The sequence below is a fragment of the Bailinhaonella thermotolerans genome, from assembly GCF_003594875.1.
Lineage (GTDB): Bacteria > Actinomycetota > Actinomycetes > Streptosporangiales > Streptosporangiaceae > Bailinhaonella > Bailinhaonella thermotolerans.
Window position 1 is genome coordinate 138,086 of sequence record NZ_QZEY01000011.1, and the last position, 15,008, is coordinate 153,093.

Consider the following 15,008-nt stretch of genomic DNA (forward strand, 5'->3'; position numbering starts at 1 on the left):
CACGGGCGACGGTGGTGGGTGGCGCGGGCATCCGCCGGTCAGGCCGCGGAGCCGGTCGCGGCGTGATCGTCCTCGCCCGCGCGCGGCGGCCGGGCGGTCCGGGGCAGCACGGTGACGGCCGCGAGGACGGCGGCGAGCAGGAACACGGCGCACAGGGCGAGGCCGAACGCGTACCCGTCGCCGAGGGCCTCGGGCGTGGCGTCCGTGCCCGCGCGGGCGTGCGCGGCGGTGCCGAGGACGGCCAGCCCGAGTGACGCGCCGAGCTGCCGCGAGCTGTTGAGCAGGCCCGAGGCGGTCCCGGCCTCGCCGGGCGCGACGCCGGTGGTGGCGATGGACACGACCGGCGCGAGGCAGAGCCCGAAGCCGGCGCTGGTGACGATCGAGGGCCCGAGCACGTCGGTGACGTACGCGCCGTCCGGGCTGATCAGGCTGAACCAGGCGAAGCCCGCCGAGGTCAGCAGGCCGCCGGTGATCAGGAGGGTCCGGGGCGCGAAGCGGTGGCCCAGCTTGACGGCGAGCACGGACCCGGCGACCACGCCGAGGGCCAGCGGCAGGAACCCGATCCCGGTCAGCGCGGGCCCGATGCCGAGCACGCGCTGCATGTAGAGGGACACGAAGTAGAAGGCGGCGGCCACCGCCGCGCCGGCCAGGAGGTTGTAGGCGTTCGCGCCGGTCACCGAGCGGTTGGCGAACAGGCCGAGCCGGACCAGCGGTTCCCGCGTGGTGGTCCGCTCGACCAGGACGAACGCGCCCAGCAGCGCGGCGGCGACGGCCAGGGTCCCCACGGTGACCGGCGAGGCCCACGGGTGCTCCCCGGTGCGGACGATGCCGAACACCAGCAGGGTCATCCCCGCGGTGGCCAGGACGGCGCCGAGCACGTCCGGGCGGCCCGCGCGCACGGCGGGCCGCCCGGCGGGGAGCCGCCAGGCCAGGGCCAGCGCGCCCGCGGCCATGGGCACGTTCACGAACATCACCCAGCGCCAGCCGGCGTACTCGGTGAGCAGGCCGCCGATGAGGACGCCGAGGGCGCCGCCGCCGGCGTTCACCGCGCTCCAGATCCCGAAGGCCCTGACCCGGGCCCTGCCGCCGGGGAAGGCGGTGGCCAGCATGGCCAGCGCCGCCGGAGCGAGCACGGCGGCCCCGGCGCCCTGCGCGGCGCGGGCGGCCACCAGGTGACCGGGCTCCTGCGCGAATCCGCCGGCCAGCGAGGCCAGGCCGAACACGGCGAGCCCGAGCAGCAGGACCCGGCGGCGGCCGAACCGGTCGGCGGCCTTGCCGCCCAGCAGGAGCAGCCCGCCGAAGGTGAGCGCGTAGGCGTGGATCACCCAGGTCAGGCCCACCTCGCCGAAGCCGAGCCCCGCGGCGATCTCCGGCAGCCCGACGTTCACCACGGACAGGTCCAGCGACACCATGAACTGCACGACCGCCACCGCGGCGAGGGTGCGCCCGGGGCGCGCGACGGGCTCGGCCGCCGCGCCGCCGCCCGCCGGTCGAGTGCTCGTCGCCGTGACGCCGCTCCCTGGGCGCCGCGGCGTGGACGTGCCGGAAAGGTCTCTCATGACCGCAATCGTGGTCCGGCCGCTGGTCAGGGGCGTCCCGCCCGCGGAGACACCCGCCGCTACCACGCCGGGAGGAGCCGCCCGCCGGACTACGACGCGGGGAGTAGTCGTCCCCCCGGCTCAGCCCGCAGGGCCGGCGGGCGCGGGCGGCAGCCCGAGCAGGCCGCGCGCGGCGCGATCGGCGAGCTCGGCGTCGTACGGCTCGCGCCCGGCCAGGGCGATCACCACCGCCTCGACCGTCGCGAGGTAGGCGCGCGCGGTCTCCTCGGGCGGCGGGCCGGGCGGGAGCGTGCCGCGTTCCCGCCCGGCGGCGATGAGGGGGGTGTACTCGGCGACGAGCCGGTCGAAGATCTTCATGATCGCCCGGCCGACCGGGTGGTCCTGCCCGGCGAACTCCGTGCGCAGCGTCATCAGCGCGCCGGCCACGTCGCGCCGGCAGTAGACGGCGTGGGCCCGCGCGACCGCGAGCAGCGCCTCGACCGGGTCGGCCACCTCGCGGGTCAGCCGCCCGACCTCGGCGGTCCAGGTCTCCTCGATCCAGGCGACCACGGCCAGCGCCAGATCCTCCTTCCCGGAGAACTGGTGGTACAGCGCCCCGCGCGTGTACCCGGCCTCGGCCGCCACCCGGTCCAGCACCAGGTTGGCGTAGCCGTACCGCGACAGGCCGCGCGCGGCCGCCGCGAGGATCGCGCTCCTGCTCCGCGCCCGCCGGTCGGCCTGACTGCGCCGTGCCCCGTCCATCCCGCCCCCTCATTTACATACGCGAATGCACGCATGTTACGCGGCGGAGCCCCCCGCCGCGCCCACCTGAGCGGTACGCGCGGCGAGAGGGGGCGCGTCGCGGGCGGGAGGCGGCGCGCCGGGGCGGCCGCCTCCCGTGTCAGGGCCGCGGGGCGGTCAGGCGGGGTGGCGCGGCGTGAGGACGCCCGCCCGGGCGCGGATCTCGGCGGTGGCGGCGGTCAGGGCCTCCTCGTCGGCGATGGTCCGGTTGGACTCGTAGGTGACGCCCTCGGGGACGGCGTCGCCGCCCACCGGGTCGGCGTCCCAGAAATTGCCCCGGTAGACGACGTGCTCCAGGGGCGGGTGCACGTGGAGGACGGCGGTGTTGTCGGCGCGGGAGACGACGTTGCCCTCGACGGTGACCCAGGCGGCGCCGTAGTCGGTGTACAGGGCGAAGTTGTACGGCGTGCGCGTGTCCGTGATGACGTTCCCGGCGACCACCGCGCCGCTCTCGGGGGAGTCGCCCTGCGGGCCGGACAGGTAGATCCCGCCGCCGTCGGCCAGGACGGACATCGTGCCGGTGGCGAGGTTGCGCAGGATCCGGGTCCCCCGCGCCGGTCCGGCGACGATGCCGCAGTGCGGGACGTCGGAGACGTGGTTGTGGGCGATCACGCAGTCCACGGTGGACTGCACCGAGATCCCCGGGGAGCCGGAGTGGTCGAGGCCGGTGCGCCGGATGAGGTTGTCCTCGATGAGGGCGTCGCGGGCCCCGGTGACGCTGACGGCCGAGGCGGCGAGTTCGTCGAAGTCGCAGCCGCGGACGACCGGCGCCGTCCCGCCGGAGACGGCCAGGGCCGTCGCCCCCAGGCCGGTGAAGCGGCAGCCCTCGAAGCGGACGCCGGAGCAGTCCTCGACGGTGATCGCGGCGGGGATCGTCTCGGAGCGGGCGGGCACGGTGACCCAGGCGCCCTCGGCCACGTCGACCTTCTCGATCGGGCCGCCGTCGTAGTAGCCGGCGCCGTGGTAGTGCAGGAAGCCCCGCTCACTCCCGGGGCGCGACCAGGTGGAGCCGGTGAAGACCAGGCCCCGGAAGACGACCTCGCGCGCCCCGCTCAGCCGTACCAGCTCCTCCAGCGCGGGGGCGACCACGCGGGTGCGGGCGGGGTCCTCGCCGGGGCGGGGGCGGTAGTGCAGGACGTGGTGGCCGGGGCGGGAGCGGTCCAGGGCGAAGGTGCCGGGCTCGGTGAGGAAGGACGGGTCGTTCTCCACCCGTGTCGGCAGGCCCGGCCCCGCCATGACCTCGCCGCCCCAGGCCGAGTTGTACAGGTCGCGGGCCCAGCCGAAGGCGGGCTGGACCATGGTGATCTCCGTGCCGCCGTCGCCGGGGGCCACGGCGGCGACGGCGACGCGGGCCTCCGTCCAGGGGTAGAGGCCGCGGTAGACGAACTCCACACCGGGCGTGCGCCAGGCCAGCGGCGCTTCGCTGTCCGTGACGTAACCCGTGTCGGTTCTGCGCGCCTCGCCGGGGATCAGGTCGATCCCGGCGCGTACGGCGGGGCGGCCGTCCACCTGGAGCCGGCGGACGTCGAGGTCGCCGACGTCGGCCAGCCACACCCCGTCGCGTTCCCGCCAGCCGGTGATCGCCCGGCCGCCGCTGACCACGGCGCGCTCGGGGGCGCCGCCGCCGTACCCGTGGGCCTGGACGGTCAGGCGGTCGTCGTCGCCGGTCAGGTGGAGGGGCGCGGTCAGCGTGTGGACGCCCTCGCGCAGGTGCACGACGACGTCGCCGGGGATCTCGCGGGCGGCGCGGAGAGCGCGGTCCAGGGTCGCGAAGGGGTGGTCGAGGGAGCCGGAGGAGGAGTCGTCGCCGTGGGGGGAGACGTAAAGGCCGGGCATGGAAGAACCCTTCTGGGATGTTTATGGCGTACACAGGGTGTATACCATAAACAACGAAGGAGGCGGAGATGGCGCGGACCAGCGGGGGCGACCCCGACGGCACGGTCGAGCTGCTGTGGACCGGCGACGGCTCCGGCGACGGCTCCGGCGGCGGCTCCGTTGGCGGCGACGGGTCGGGTGGCGGCCCCGGCTCCGGTGACGGCGGCGCGGGGGCCCGCCCGGGGCTGAGCCTGGACCGGATCGTGCGGGCGGCGGTCGAGGTGGCCGACGCCGAGGGGCTGGCGGGCCTGTCCATGCGCAAGGTCGCCGAGCGGCTGGGCTTCACCACCATGTCGCTCTACCGCCACGTGCCCGGCCGCGACCACCTCGTGGACCTCATGCGCGACGCCGTGCTGGCCGAGGAGCCGGGGCCGCCGCCCGCCGGAAGCTGGCGGGAACGCCTGGAGGCGTGCGCCCGGCAGGGCTGGGAGCTGCGACGGCGCCACCCCTGGCTGGCGGAGGTGCGGGGCGGGCGGCACGTGCCCGGCCCGAACGCCGTCGCCCTCTACGACCGCATGCTGGACACGCTGCGGGGCACCGGCCTGCCGCCCGGCGAGATCGTCGCCGCGGTCGGGCTGGTCGGGCGTTTCCTGGACGCCGAGGCGCAGACCCTGAACGAGGCGGCCGAGGCCGAGCGCGACACCGGCGTCAGCGACGAGGAGTGGTGGGGCGCGCGGGATTCCCTGTTCGCGCGCCTCGACCGCTACCCCACCCTCACCTGGCTGTGGGAGTCCGGCGCCTACGACGACCCCGCCGACCCCTTCGAGTTCGGCCTCGCCCGCGTCCTCGACGGCATCGAAGTGCTGATCCGCCGCCGCGCCGCCCCCGACCCCTCGCGTGACGTAACCCGTGACGAAACAGCTCCATGCCGGGAGTGCGGGACCGCCGTCACCCAGCCCTCCTCGGGCCGTCCCCGCGAATACTGCTCCCGGGCCTGCCGCCAGCGCGCCTACCGCCGCCGCAAGTCCCGCTGACCCGCCCGGGGAGAGCCGCCGGCCGGGCCGCCCCGGCGCGCGCCCGGGCCCGCCCCCGCCGCTGTGACAGGATGATCACATGGAGACGGCCTCGGTGATCATCGTGAGCGGCCCGCCCGGGGCGGGGAAGTCGACCGTCGCACGGCGGCTGGCCGAGGACCTGTCCCCCAGCGTCCACCTGCACACCGACGACTTCTACACCTGCATCCGCCGCGGCTTCGTCCCGCCCCACCTCCCCGAGTCCCGCCGCCAGAACGAGGTGGTCATCGGGGTCATGACGGCCTGCGCGTACGGCTACGCCGCCGGCGGCTACCACGTCGCGCTCGACGGCATCGTGGGCCCGTGGTTCCTGCCCCCGTTCCAGCAGGCCGCCGCCGAGCACGGCATCTCGACGTACTACGTCGTCCTGCGCCCCGAGCGCGACACGGCCCTCGCCCGCGCCACCGCCCGCACCGGCGACGCCCTCACCGACCCCGGGCCCGTCCTCCACATGTACGACGAACTAGCCGACCTGGGCCCCCTGGAGCCCCACGTCCTGGACTCCACCACCCAGACCCCCGCCGAGACCGCCGCCGCCATCCTGACCGCCCTTCCCACCTACCGCCTCCCCACCCCCTGACCCCGCCACCGCTCCCCCACCGTGATCATGTGGCTTCAAGCACGGGGTGTGCGCAAAACCGCATGATCACGGCGAGGAAGGCGCCCCGTTGATCGAGGGCTGTGGCCGTACGGCTGGCGCGGGCCCGGCCGGGGAGTCTCTGGTGTCCGCGTGGACCCCTTCGGGCAGTCCGCCGCGACGGGGAGCGGCCCCGGCTCGCCGGGCTCCCCGGTTCCGGCGCGGGGACGAAAACCCCGGGACCGGTGCGGCCCCCGCCGTCCCTCCCGCCGCCCCAGCCCCGCATCACAGGGTTTCCCGCGCCGCTCGCGCCCCCACCCCTCCTCGCGAGGATTCCCGCGAAGAGGTTCCCACGAGGTGACTCCCACCCGAGGTCTCCCCGCACCGTGACCCCCACGCGACGTCTCCCCGCACCGTGACTCCCCGAGGGCGGTTTCCCCGGGAGGTGGCTCCTGTGGAGGCTTCCTCCGGGAGGTGATTCCCGCGAAGTGGTTTCCCGGGGAGGTGATTTCCCTGAGGGAGGAACTCCTCGGGTCCTTTCTTCGCCGTGATCATGCAGTTTAAGCACACGGTGTGCGCAAAACTGCATGATCACGGGGAGATGTGGGTGCCTGCTCACGTTCGCTGGGGAGGGACCTTCCGGGGGGAGTACCGCCCTCCGGCGCCGCAGCGAGATGGCCGGCGAACGTTTCCCGCTCTGGTCGCGCCGATCCCTCCGGTACTCGCCGTCCCGGCACACCTCGCGTCCGCCGCGCCTGCCGCGCCGCCGTACCCGCCGCGTCGCGCCGCCGTACCCGCCGCGTCGCGCCGCCGTACCCGCCGCGTCGCGCCGCCGTACCCGCCGCGTCGCGTCGCCTTACCCGCCGCGTCGCGTCGCCTTACCCGCCGCGTCGCCGTACCCTCGCGTCGTGGTCGGTGCGGGGTCGTGGTCGGGGGGTGGGTAGGGTGCGCGGGGAAGGGGGTTGGGATGAGGTGTGTGGCGTTGTTGCGCGGGGTCAACGCGGGATCGGGGCCCCGGGTGGCGATGGGTGAGCTGCGGGCGATGCTGGAGGGGATGGGGTACGGCGAGGTGCGCACGCTGCTCCAGAGCGGGAACGCGGTGTTCACCGTCCCGGACGGCGGCGCGGGGGACGGCGACGCGGTGGCGGCGGCGGTCGAAGACCGGCTCGCGGCGGAGCTGGGAGTGCGGGTGCGCGTGATGGTGCGCACGGCGGCCGAGCTGCGCGAGGTGGTGGAGGGCAACCCGCTGGAGGTGCCCGACCCGGCGAAGTTCGCGGTGCTGTTCCTGGCGCGGGAGCCGGACCCGGGGATCCTGGCGATCCCTCCGGAGGAGTACGCCCCGGAGGAGATGCGGCCTGGCCGCCGCGAGCTGTACGTCAACTTCCCCGAGGGCATGCGCCGCACGCGCCTGCCGGTGCTGGTGGAGAAGCGCTGGAACCTCCCGCTGACGGCCCGCAACTGGAACACCGTGACCCGGCTGCTGGCCCTCGCCGAGTCCTGACGCCGCCTCGCCCGCGCACCCGCGAGGCGGCACCGCCCGTCCCCGCCGAGCGCCCCGCGCCGCCGTACGGCCCGCGCATGGGGCCGCCGCGCCCCGCCGGGCCGTACGGCGGGGCGCTGGGGCTCGTCAGCGGAGGAAGGCGGCCACGGCGGCGGTGAACGCGGCCGGGTCGTGGAGCCAGGGGAAGTGGCCCGCGCCGGCCTGGACGACGAGTTCCCCCCGGGGGAACAGCGCGGCGATCTCGGCGGCGGCGCGCGGCGGCGTGTTGAGGTCCGCCTCCCCGGCCAGCACGAGCACGGGCGCGTCCAAGGCGGTCAGCGCGGCGCGCAGGGCGGGCGGGTCGAAGGCCCCCTCGGAGGCGAAGACCGCCGCCGCCTCGTCGTTGCGGCGGCCCTCCTGCGCGGCCAGGTGGGCGCGCGCGGCGTCGTCCCAGCGGCCGTACCTGAAGGGCTCGACGGCCGCCCAGTCCCCGTCCCCGGCCCGCCCGGCGACGATCCGCTCCAGCGCGGCGCGGGCCTCGCCGTACCACGGCTCGCCCTCCCGCAGCCGCGCCGCCGCCATCCGGTCCTCACCGGTCACGGCGACGCCGAGGGCGGCGGGGCCGGGCGTGACCAGCACGAGCGCGCGGACGCGCCCCGGGTGGCGGGCGGCGTACGAGACGGCCAGGTTGGCGCCTCCGCTGTGGGCGAGCAGGTCCATCCGGTCCAGTCCCAGGTGCTCGCGCAGCGCCTCGACGTCGGCGACGAGCCGGTCGCACCGGTAGGAGGCGGGGTCGGCGGGAACGCCCGACTCCCCGGTCCCGCGCGGATCGGCCCGGATCAGCCGCCGGCGTTCCGCGAGCCCGCCCAGGTCGCCCAGGTACTCCGAGTCCTGCATCGGCCCGCCCGGCAGGCAGACGAGGGGTTCCCCCGTCCCGGCCACGTGATAGGCGAGCTTCGTCCCGTCCTGGGCGGTGAAGGTAGGCATGCGGGAGATCCTGACAGCCCATCCCACCCCCGGCAACCGCCGTACGGCCCGGGCCGGGCGCGCCGACGGCACGGGCGCCCCGGGTCAGGCGCCCGTCTTGAGCAGGGCCTCGCGTTCGTCGTACCGCCGGCGGGACTCCGTGACGTACTCCCGGTGCAGCTCGGCCCACCGGATGAGCGAGGCCAGCTCGATGGACAGGGTGCGGCCCGCCGGGGTGAGGGCGTAGTCGACGCGGGGCGGCGTGGTGGGGGTCACCGTGCGGATGACCAGGCCGTCGCGTTCGAGGCCGCGCAGGGTCAGGGTGAGCATGCGCTGGGAGATGCCCTCGATCGCGCGGTGCAGTTCGGAGTAGCGGCGCGGGCCCTGGCCGAGCAGGGCCATCACCAGGGCGCTCCACTTGTCGCCGACCCGGTCGAGGACGTCGCGCAACTGGCAGGTCTCGCTGTCGCGGCCGATCGGGCCACGCACATCCATGTTCGCAACGCTGGGCAAAGTGCCTTCTTCCGCCATGCGGTCATTCTGCTCCAGACTCTGGTCGCGCACAAAAAGTACGTAACACACACGGGGTGCGGTGCGCCTCGAAGAGGAGTTGAGAGACATGCGCGCTGTGGCCTTCGGCGGGTTCGGGGAGCGGCCGGAGCTGACGGACCTGCCGGTGCCGGAGCCCGGGCCGGGCGAGGTGCTGGTCGAGGTCCGGGCCTCCACGGTGAACGGGTTCGACCTGGCCGTGCTGGGCGGATACCTGAAGGGGGCCCAGGAGCACGAGTTCCCGGTGGTGCTCGGCAAGGACTTCGCCGGGGTGGTCGCCGCGGTCGGCGAGGGCGTGGAATCCCCGGCGGTGGGCCAGGAGGTGTTCGGCGTGGTGATGCGGCCCACGCTCGGCCAGGGGGCGTTCGCCGAGTACGTGGTGGTGCCCGCGGCCCACGGGGTCGCGCCGGTCCCGGCCGGGCTGTCCCTGCCCCGGGCCGCCGCCCTGGGACTGGCGGCCACCACGGCCCTGAACGCGGTGGACGCGGTCTCCCCCGGCCCCGGGGAGGTCGTGCTCGTGTCGGGCGCGACCGGCGGGGTCGGCGGCTACGCCGTCCAGCTCGCCGCGGCGCGCGGGGCCGTCGTCCTGGCCACCGCCAAGCCCGGCCCCGAGGCCGCGTTCGTCACCGGCCTGGGCGCGGCGCACACGGTGGACCACACGGGCGACCTGGCCGCCCAGGTCCGCGCCCTGGCCCCCGGCGGCCTCCACGCGGCCCTGCACCTGGCGGGCGACGGCGACGCGATCGCCGCCCTCCTGGCCGACGGCGGGCGCTTCGCGTCCACGATCCACCACACGCCGGAGCTGCCCTCGGAGCGGGGCGTGACCACCACGACGATCATGGCCGACCCGCGTCCCGACACCCTCGCCCACCTCGCGGCCGAGGCCGCCGCCGGGCGCCTCCGCACGCCCATCTCCCGCACCTACCCCCTTTCCGAGGCCCTGGAGGCCCTGGCCACCTTCCCCGTCGGCACGGTGGGCAAGCTCTGCGTCACCGTCTGACCCGCACCGCCGTACGGCCCGGCATGCCGTACGGCGGTGCGGGTCCGGGGCGTACGGCGGCGCGGGTCCGGGGCGTGCGCCGGGGTGGCGGCGTGCGGCGGGGCGCCGGGGCGGTCACTTGAGGCAGGACTTGGCGGCGGAGATCTCGGCGGGGCCGGTGGGGATCTTGGCGCCGGGCTTGATGTCGGGCCAGCCGGTGGCCTTCTGGGCGATGTCGTCCACGGCGATGATCGCGCCGCCGTCGCCGGTGAGGGAGCTGGTGGCCCAGACGCCGGACTGCTCGCCGGAGCCGCCGGTGAAGCTCATGGCCACCAGGTAGACCTCCTGGCCGCCGGGCGCGCGGTAGGCGCCGGCCTTGGCGGGCTTGAGCGCCACGCCGTTCTCGCGGCCCTCGGCGATGGCGTTCATCAGGTCCGGGCCGACCTGCTCGCAGGCCACCTTCGGCGCCGCGCCGCCACCGCCGGCGGGGCTCTCCTCACCCCCGCCGCAACCCGCCGCCGCGACGGCCAAAGTGATCATGACGAGGGGGAACACTCGTCTCATGGGACTCTCCTCGCACTGCTGGGGTGTCCCGCATACCAGCACGCATCACCCCATCCGTGCCGAATTTTCGAGCCCTCTGAGACCCGAGCGTGACGCCTCATAGCGGCGGCGCTCAGAGGATCTTCCCAACCTGAACGCCGGCCGCACGCGGTCAGGTGGCGATGTGCCGCTCCCGCGCGTCCAGCAGCTCGTCCCAGTGCTCGGCGGCCCACTCGCACGCGGCGTTCATCGGCTCCAGCATGCTGCGGCCCAGCGGCGTCAGGGCGTACTCCACCCCCGCCTTCGGGTCGGCGTGCACGGTCCGGGAGACGAGCCCGCCGCGCTCCAGGCCCCGGAGCGACTGCGTGAGCACCTTCGGGGTGACGCGGGCCAGCGGCACCCGCAGCTCGGAGAACCGGCGGGGGCCGTCCTCCAGGCAGCGCATGACCAGCGCCGCCCACTTGTCGCCGAACCGGAACGGCAACAGCGAGGACGGGCACAGTTCGTCGAACATGTCCGGGGGCAGCGGCCGGTGAAGCGTCATGCCCCCATCCTGCCCGCCGGCGGATCCCGGTCTCCAGTCGCGGTATCCAGGAGGTAACCGCCCCCGTGGATACCTTTCCCCGTATCGACTCAACGGGAGGTATTCCGACGATGGGCAACTTCGTGGTCTTCGGAGCCGGCGGCCGCGCCGGGCGGCAGGCGGTCGCCGAGGCGACCCGGCGCGGACACCGGGTCACCGCGGTGGTCCGCGACCCGTCCCGCTACGACGGCCCCGCCGGCGAGGGCGTGCGGGTCGCCGCCGGGGACGTCACCGACGCGGCGGACGTCGCCGCCCTCGCGGCCGGGCACGACGCCGCGATCAACGCGGCGGCCGTGATCGACTCGCCGGAGTTCTTCACCGGCGCCGCCCGGGCGCTGGTCAAGGGCCTGGGCCGGGCCGGGGTGAACCGGCTCGTCGCGGTCGGGCTCTCCGCGCTGCTGCCGGGCCCCGACGGGATCCGGCTGGTGGACGCCGCCGGCTTCCCCGCCCAGTTCCGCCCCTTCTGCCACCGGCACGCCGAGGGCCTTGAGGTCCTGCGCGCCGAGGGCGGCCCCCTGGACTGGGTGTACGTCAGCCCGTCCGGCGACTTCGACCACGAGGGGGAGCGCACCGGCCGCTACGAGATCCGCCACCACGGCGACCTGGCCGACCGCGTCTCCTACGCCGACTTCGCCATAGCCCTCCTGGACGAGGCCGAGACCCCCCGCCACCACCACACCCACCTGGCGGTCTCCTGACCCACCCCACCCCGGCCGGCGGCGGAGACCCGCCGCCCCGCCGGGCAGTGGAACATGAGGCTGGCTCACGTTAGGCTCTGGGGCATGGATGAGCCGCGGTTTCCGGATGGGTTCGTGTGGGGGGTGGCCTCCTCGGCGTTTCAGGTCGAGGGGGCGCTGGAGGAGGACGGGCGCGGGGTGTCGGTGTGGGACGCCTTCACGCGCCGGCCGGGGGTGATCCGGGACGGGCACACGGCCGACGTGGCGTGCGACCACTACCACCGGTACGGCGAGGACATCGCGCTGCTGGCCGAGCTGGGGGTGGACGTCTACCGTTTCTCCATCGCCTGGCCGCGCGTCGTGCCCGCCGGGGCCGGGGCCGTCAACCCGCGCGGCCTGGACTTCTACGAACGGCTGGTGGACGGGCTGCTGGAGCGCGGGATCACGCCGCTGCCCACGCTGTTCCACTGGGACCTGCCGCAGGCGCTGGAGGACGCCGGGGGCTGGCTGGAGCGGGACACGGCGCACCGGTTCGCCGAGTACGTCTCCGCGGTCGCCGTACGGCTGGGCGACCGGGTGGGCGCCTGGATCACGCTGAACGAGCCGTTCGAGCACATGAGCCTGGGCTACGCGCTGGGCGAGCACGCGCCGGGACGCACGCTGCTGCTCGACGCGCTGCCGGCCGCCCATCACCAGCTCCTCGGCCACGGCCTGGCCGCCCGCCTCCTGCGCGAGGAGCACGGCGCGAAGGTGCTGCTCACCAACAGCTACTCCCCCGCCAGGCCGGCCCGCGACACCCCCGCCGACCGCGGCGCCGCCGACGCCTACGACGCCCTGCACCGCCGCCTGTTCACCGACCCGGTGCTGCTCGGCCGGTATCCGGACCTGTCGGCGTACGGCCTGGCCGCCGGCGCCCTGCCGTACGTCCGCGACGGGGACCTGGCGGTGATCTCCGCGCCGCTGGACGGGCTCGGCGTCAACTACTACAACCCGACGCTGCTGGCCGCCCCGCCCGCCGGGAGCCCGCTGCCGTTCGACTTCGCCGAGTTCCCGCCCGGCGTGCCGCGCACGGCCTTCGGCTGGCCGGTGGTCCCCGACGGCCTCACCCAGACCCTCGTCGAGCTGACCGAGCTGTACGGCGAGGCCCTGCCGCCCCTGTGGATCACCGAGAACGGCTGCTCCTGCGACGCGTACGTCGAGGACGGCGACCGCGTGGCCTACCTGGACGCCCACGTGCGCGCGGTCCACGCGGCGATCGAGCGCGGCGCGGACGTGCGCGGCTACCTGGTGTGGACCCTGACGGACAACTTCGAGTGGGCCGAGGGCTACCACCAGCGGTTCGGCCTGGTCCACGTGGACCACGAGACCCAGAAGCGCACGCCGCGGGCCTCCTTCACCTGGTACCGCGACCTGATCGCCGCCCAGCGCCGTCCCCGCGCGGCGTAGCGAGGAGCCCGGGCGGGGCGGGGTCAGGGGGCCGGCGTCAGGGCCTCTCTGCCCTCGTCCCACCGCCACGGGACGTCGTGGCCGGTGAGATGGACGCCGCCGATCCAGCGGTCGATCCCGTTGAGCCGCACGTGGTCCTCCTCCCCCGCCAGCACGCGCGTCCCGGCGGGGGTCAGGCGGAGGCGGGTGGCGGGCCCGACCGGGGCGCCGGCGGGCCGGAGCTCCAGCAGCGGGCGCGCGCCCCGGGCCAGGCGCTCCATCGCGGCGAAGGCCCAGGTGTCCCCGAGGAAGCGGCGGGCCTCGCGGGCGGAGGCGCGCACGAAGACGTCCCGGGCGACCGCGCCCCACCCGCCCCCCTCCCGCCCGGTGGCCTCCCGCCGGGCGGCCTCCCGCTCGGTGGCCGCGAGGATGCGCCGCTCGGTGAGGGAGAGCCCGTCGCGCGTGGAGGGGTACTCGCGGCCGAGCCGGTCGAACGCCTCCCCGAGGAAGCGCAGCTCACCCGGCCGGGCGGCGGCGACGGCGCCCAGCCCGTCCGGCACCGGCGCCCGGAAGGCCGCCCACGCCCGCGCGGCCAGCTCGAACGCGTCCGGAGTGAGCACGGCGCACGCGCGGGTCGCGGCCAGCTCACGCAGCTCCTCCGCCCGCAGCTCCCCCAAGCCGCCGAAGCCGGCGATCCCGGGGTGCTCCCCGACGCAGATCAACCGGACGCGCTCCGCCGCCACCCCCAGCTCTCCCAGACAGGAGAGGATCTCCACGATCTGCAACTGGTCGTACAGGTCCGCCTCGAACCACAGAACGTACTCCCCGTCGCGGTTCCCCTCCAGCACGGCGTCCCGCTCCCGGAGCTGCCGCACCGTCTCCGCCCCGCCCAGGAACTCCCCCCGGACCCGCCGCAACTCCTCCCGGCCCACCGCGGGAACGGGCCCCTCGTGCAACACGTCCCGCCAGTACAGAACCCGCCGGACCACCCCCGTCCCCACCAGGTCGGTGCAATCCCCATTGCTCACATGCAAAGCCCCCGCGAACCCCGGCCAGCCCTCCATGCCAGACACCTCCGCCCTCTCCCACGGCATCCCCCCGCGAAGCGCGGCGCAAGCACTGGGCGGCGCGACGGATCCGGCGGGGCCGGGCCTCCCGAACCCGGGACGGCGACGGTCCAGGTCAGGGCGTGGGTGAGCCATGCGGCTTCGGTGAGGAGAGCCACGTACTACGCGCGGGGGCGGTGCGACGCGTCGGCGTGGCCGGCGCCCGCCGCTCGTGGTGGGACCGTCGCCGGCCGGAGGCGTGGCCGGGTCAGGGAGACCCGCCGGGGGTGGTCAGGGTGGCCAGGTGGGCTCGCAGGGTGGCGAGCAGGGTGGGCGCGTCCAGGCGGGCGGGGTGGAGGACCGCCTCCAGGGTGAGGCCGTCGAGGAGGGCACAGAGGCGGCGGGCCTCCAGGGCCACGTCCGCGCCGGGGCGCAGGCGGCCGTCGCGCCGGGCGCCCTCCAGCAGCCGGGTGGCGAGCGTGAGCAGGCCGTCGTAGAGGGAGTCGGCCTGGGGGCGCAGCTCCGGGCGGGTGCGGGCGGCGGTCACGAACGCCAGCCACACCACGGCCTCGCGGCGGCGGGCCTCGTCCAGCGGCAGGACCTCGGCGAGCAGGTCCGCGACGGCCTCGCGGCGTCCCCCGGGCGTCCAGGCAGCGGCGGGGTCGAGCAGCCGCTCGACGTGGACCATCAGCCGGGAGACCATCCGGTCGCGCATCTCCGTCATCGCGAACACCATCAGCTCGGCGTGCGTGTCGAAGTAGTGCCGCACCGAGCCGATCGCCAGCCCCGCCTCGGCGGCCACGTTGCGCAGCGACGCCTGCTCCAGGCCCTCGCGCTCCACCACCCGGAACACGGCCTCGACCACGGCCTGCCGCCGCTCCCCCGGATCCACGATCTTCGGCACCCCACCTTTATAGCACGGCCGTGCTACATTCTTTCCAGCATGGTCGTGCTAA

General features: G+C 75.6%; 15 protein-coding genes. 6 read left to right on the forward strand and 9 right to left on the reverse strand.

Features of this window, described 5'->3' with window-relative positions:
- Positions 1-38: 38 nt before the first annotated feature.
- From D5H75_RS25575 to D5H75_RS25585, 3 genes are all read right to left on the reverse strand, one after another.
- Entirely contained in the window at positions 39-1,559 is a 1,521-nt protein-coding gene (locus D5H75_RS25575; protein ID WP_119929069.1) for an MFS transporter, read from the reverse strand.
- 120 nt (positions 1,560-1,679) lie between these two features.
- Complete coding sequence (locus tag D5H75_RS25580) at positions 1,680-2,300, reverse strand: TetR/AcrR family transcriptional regulator (protein ID WP_119929070.1); 621 nt, start codon at positions 2,298-2,300, stop codon at positions 1,680-1,682.
- 156 nt (positions 2,301-2,456) lie between these two features.
- Entirely contained in the window at positions 2,457-4,175 is a 1,719-nt protein-coding gene (locus tag D5H75_RS25585) for a right-handed parallel beta-helix repeat-containing protein (protein ID WP_119929071.1), read from the reverse strand.
- 68 nt (positions 4,176-4,243) lie between these two features.
- On the opposite strand from D5H75_RS25585, the gene D5H75_RS25590 reads away from it, so the two are divergent.
- From D5H75_RS25590 to D5H75_RS25600, 3 genes are all read left to right on the forward strand, one after another.
- Positions 4,244-5,188, forward strand: coding sequence for a TetR/AcrR family transcriptional regulator (locus D5H75_RS25590; RefSeq protein WP_119929072.1), 945 nt, complete (start codon positions 4,244-4,246; stop codon positions 5,186-5,188).
- A 79-nt stretch (positions 5,189-5,267) separates the two neighbouring features.
- Positions 5,268-5,807 (forward strand): AAA family ATPase, encoded by a 540-nt coding sequence (locus tag D5H75_RS25595; protein WP_119929073.1) that lies wholly within the window; start codon positions 5,268-5,270, stop codon positions 5,805-5,807.
- A gap of 964 nt (positions 5,808-6,771) precedes the next feature.
- The gene (locus D5H75_RS25600; RefSeq protein ID WP_119929074.1) at positions 6,772-7,305 is read left to right on the forward strand and encodes a DUF1697 domain-containing protein; all 534 of its coding nucleotides are present in this window, start codon (positions 6,772-6,774) and stop codon (positions 7,303-7,305) included.
- A 126-nt stretch (positions 7,306-7,431) separates the two neighbouring features.
- On the opposite strand, the gene D5H75_RS25605 is transcribed toward D5H75_RS25600, so the two are convergent.
- Together D5H75_RS25605 and D5H75_RS25610 are read right to left on the reverse strand one after the other, a co-directional pair.
- Positions 7,432-8,271, reverse strand: coding sequence for an alpha/beta fold hydrolase (locus D5H75_RS25605; RefSeq protein ID WP_119929075.1), 840 nt, complete (start codon positions 8,269-8,271; stop codon positions 7,432-7,434).
- Positions 8,272-8,355: 84 nt separating this feature from the next.
- Positions 8,356-8,745 (reverse strand): winged helix-turn-helix transcriptional regulator, encoded by a 390-nt coding sequence (locus D5H75_RS25610; protein WP_119929076.1) that lies wholly within the window; start codon positions 8,743-8,745, stop codon positions 8,356-8,358.
- Positions 8,746-8,869: 124 nt separating this feature from the next.
- Here D5H75_RS25610 and D5H75_RS25615 point away from each other — a divergent pair, with 124 nt between their 5' ends.
- Positions 8,870-9,799, forward strand: coding sequence for an NADP-dependent oxidoreductase (locus D5H75_RS25615; RefSeq protein ID WP_119929077.1), 930 nt, complete (start codon positions 8,870-8,872; stop codon positions 9,797-9,799).
- 114 nt (positions 9,800-9,913) lie between these two features.
- On the opposite strand, the gene D5H75_RS25620 is transcribed toward D5H75_RS25615, so the two are convergent.
- Both D5H75_RS25620 and D5H75_RS25625 read right to left on the reverse strand, forming a co-directional pair.
- On the reverse strand, positions 9,914-10,342 hold the full coding sequence (locus tag D5H75_RS25620; RefSeq protein WP_147425277.1) for a hypothetical protein: 429 nt from the start codon (positions 10,340-10,342) through the stop codon (positions 9,914-9,916).
- Positions 10,343-10,493: 151 nt separating this feature from the next.
- Positions 10,494-10,865, reverse strand: a complete 372-nt coding sequence (locus tag D5H75_RS25625) for a winged helix-turn-helix transcriptional regulator (protein ID WP_119929079.1) — start codon at positions 10,863-10,865, stop codon at positions 10,494-10,496.
- Between the two features lie 110 nt (positions 10,866-10,975).
- On the opposite strand from D5H75_RS25625, the gene D5H75_RS25630 reads away from it, so the two are divergent.
- Both D5H75_RS25630 and D5H75_RS25635 read left to right on the forward strand, forming a co-directional pair.
- Positions 10,976-11,602, forward strand: coding sequence for an NAD(P)-dependent oxidoreductase (locus tag D5H75_RS25630; protein ID WP_119929080.1), 627 nt, complete (start codon positions 10,976-10,978; stop codon positions 11,600-11,602).
- An 84-nt stretch (positions 11,603-11,686) separates the two neighbouring features.
- A complete protein-coding gene (locus tag D5H75_RS25635) occupies positions 11,687-13,027 on the forward strand; it encodes a GH1 family beta-glucosidase (RefSeq protein ID WP_119929081.1) in 1,341 nt (446 codons plus the stop codon).
- 23 nt (positions 13,028-13,050) lie between these two features.
- On the opposite strand, the gene D5H75_RS25640 is transcribed toward D5H75_RS25635, so the two are convergent.
- Both D5H75_RS25640 and D5H75_RS25645 read right to left on the reverse strand, forming a co-directional pair.
- Positions 13,051-14,034, reverse strand: coding sequence for a hypothetical protein (locus D5H75_RS25640; protein ID WP_242454507.1), 984 nt, complete (start codon positions 14,032-14,034; stop codon positions 13,051-13,053).
- Positions 14,035-14,320: 286 nt separating this feature from the next.
- Positions 14,321-14,956: a TetR/AcrR family transcriptional regulator gene (locus D5H75_RS25645; protein WP_119929083.1), complete on the reverse strand. Its 636-nt coding sequence runs from the start codon at positions 14,954-14,956 to the stop codon at positions 14,321-14,323.
- Positions 14,957-15,008 lie beyond the last annotated feature (52 nt).

Excerpts from the sequence above, each read along its gene's own strand:
- D5H75_RS25575 (WP_119929069.1), bottom strand. The coding sequence starts at position 1,559 with ATGAGAGACCTTTCCGGCACGTCCACGCCGCGGCGCCCAGGGAGCGGC.
- D5H75_RS25580 (WP_119929070.1), bottom strand. The coding sequence starts at position 2,300 with ATGGACGGGGCACGGCGCAGTCAGGCCGACCGGCGGGCGCGGAGCAGG.
- D5H75_RS25585 (WP_119929071.1), bottom strand. The coding sequence starts at position 4,175 with ATGCCCGGCCTTTACGTCTCCCCCCACGGCGACGACTCCTCCTCCGGC.
- D5H75_RS25590 (WP_119929072.1), top strand. The coding sequence starts at position 4,244 with ATGGCGCGGACCAGCGGGGGCGACCCCGACGGCACGGTCGAGCTGCTG.
- D5H75_RS25595 (WP_119929073.1), top strand. The coding sequence starts at position 5,268 with ATGGAGACGGCCTCGGTGATCATCGTGAGCGGCCCGCCCGGGGCGGGG.
- D5H75_RS25600 (WP_119929074.1), top strand. The coding sequence starts at position 6,772 with ATGAGGTGTGTGGCGTTGTTGCGCGGGGTCAACGCGGGATCGGGGCCC.
- D5H75_RS25605 (WP_119929075.1), bottom strand. The coding sequence starts at position 8,271 with ATGCCTACCTTCACCGCCCAGGACGGGACGAAGCTCGCCTATCACGTG.
- D5H75_RS25610 (WP_119929076.1), bottom strand. The coding sequence starts at position 8,745 with ATGGATGTGCGTGGCCCGATCGGCCGCGACAGCGAGACCTGCCAGTTG.
- D5H75_RS25615 (WP_119929077.1), top strand. The coding sequence starts at position 8,870 with ATGCGCGCTGTGGCCTTCGGCGGGTTCGGGGAGCGGCCGGAGCTGACG.
- D5H75_RS25620 (WP_147425277.1), bottom strand. The coding sequence starts at position 10,342 with ATGAGACGAGTGTTCCCCCTCGTCATGATCACTTTGGCCGTCGCGGCG.
- D5H75_RS25625 (WP_119929079.1), bottom strand. The coding sequence starts at position 10,865 with ATGACGCTTCACCGGCCGCTGCCCCCGGACATGTTCGACGAACTGTGC.
- D5H75_RS25630 (WP_119929080.1), top strand. The coding sequence starts at position 10,976 with ATGGGCAACTTCGTGGTCTTCGGAGCCGGCGGCCGCGCCGGGCGGCAG.
- D5H75_RS25635 (WP_119929081.1), top strand. The coding sequence starts at position 11,687 with ATGGATGAGCCGCGGTTTCCGGATGGGTTCGTGTGGGGGGTGGCCTCC.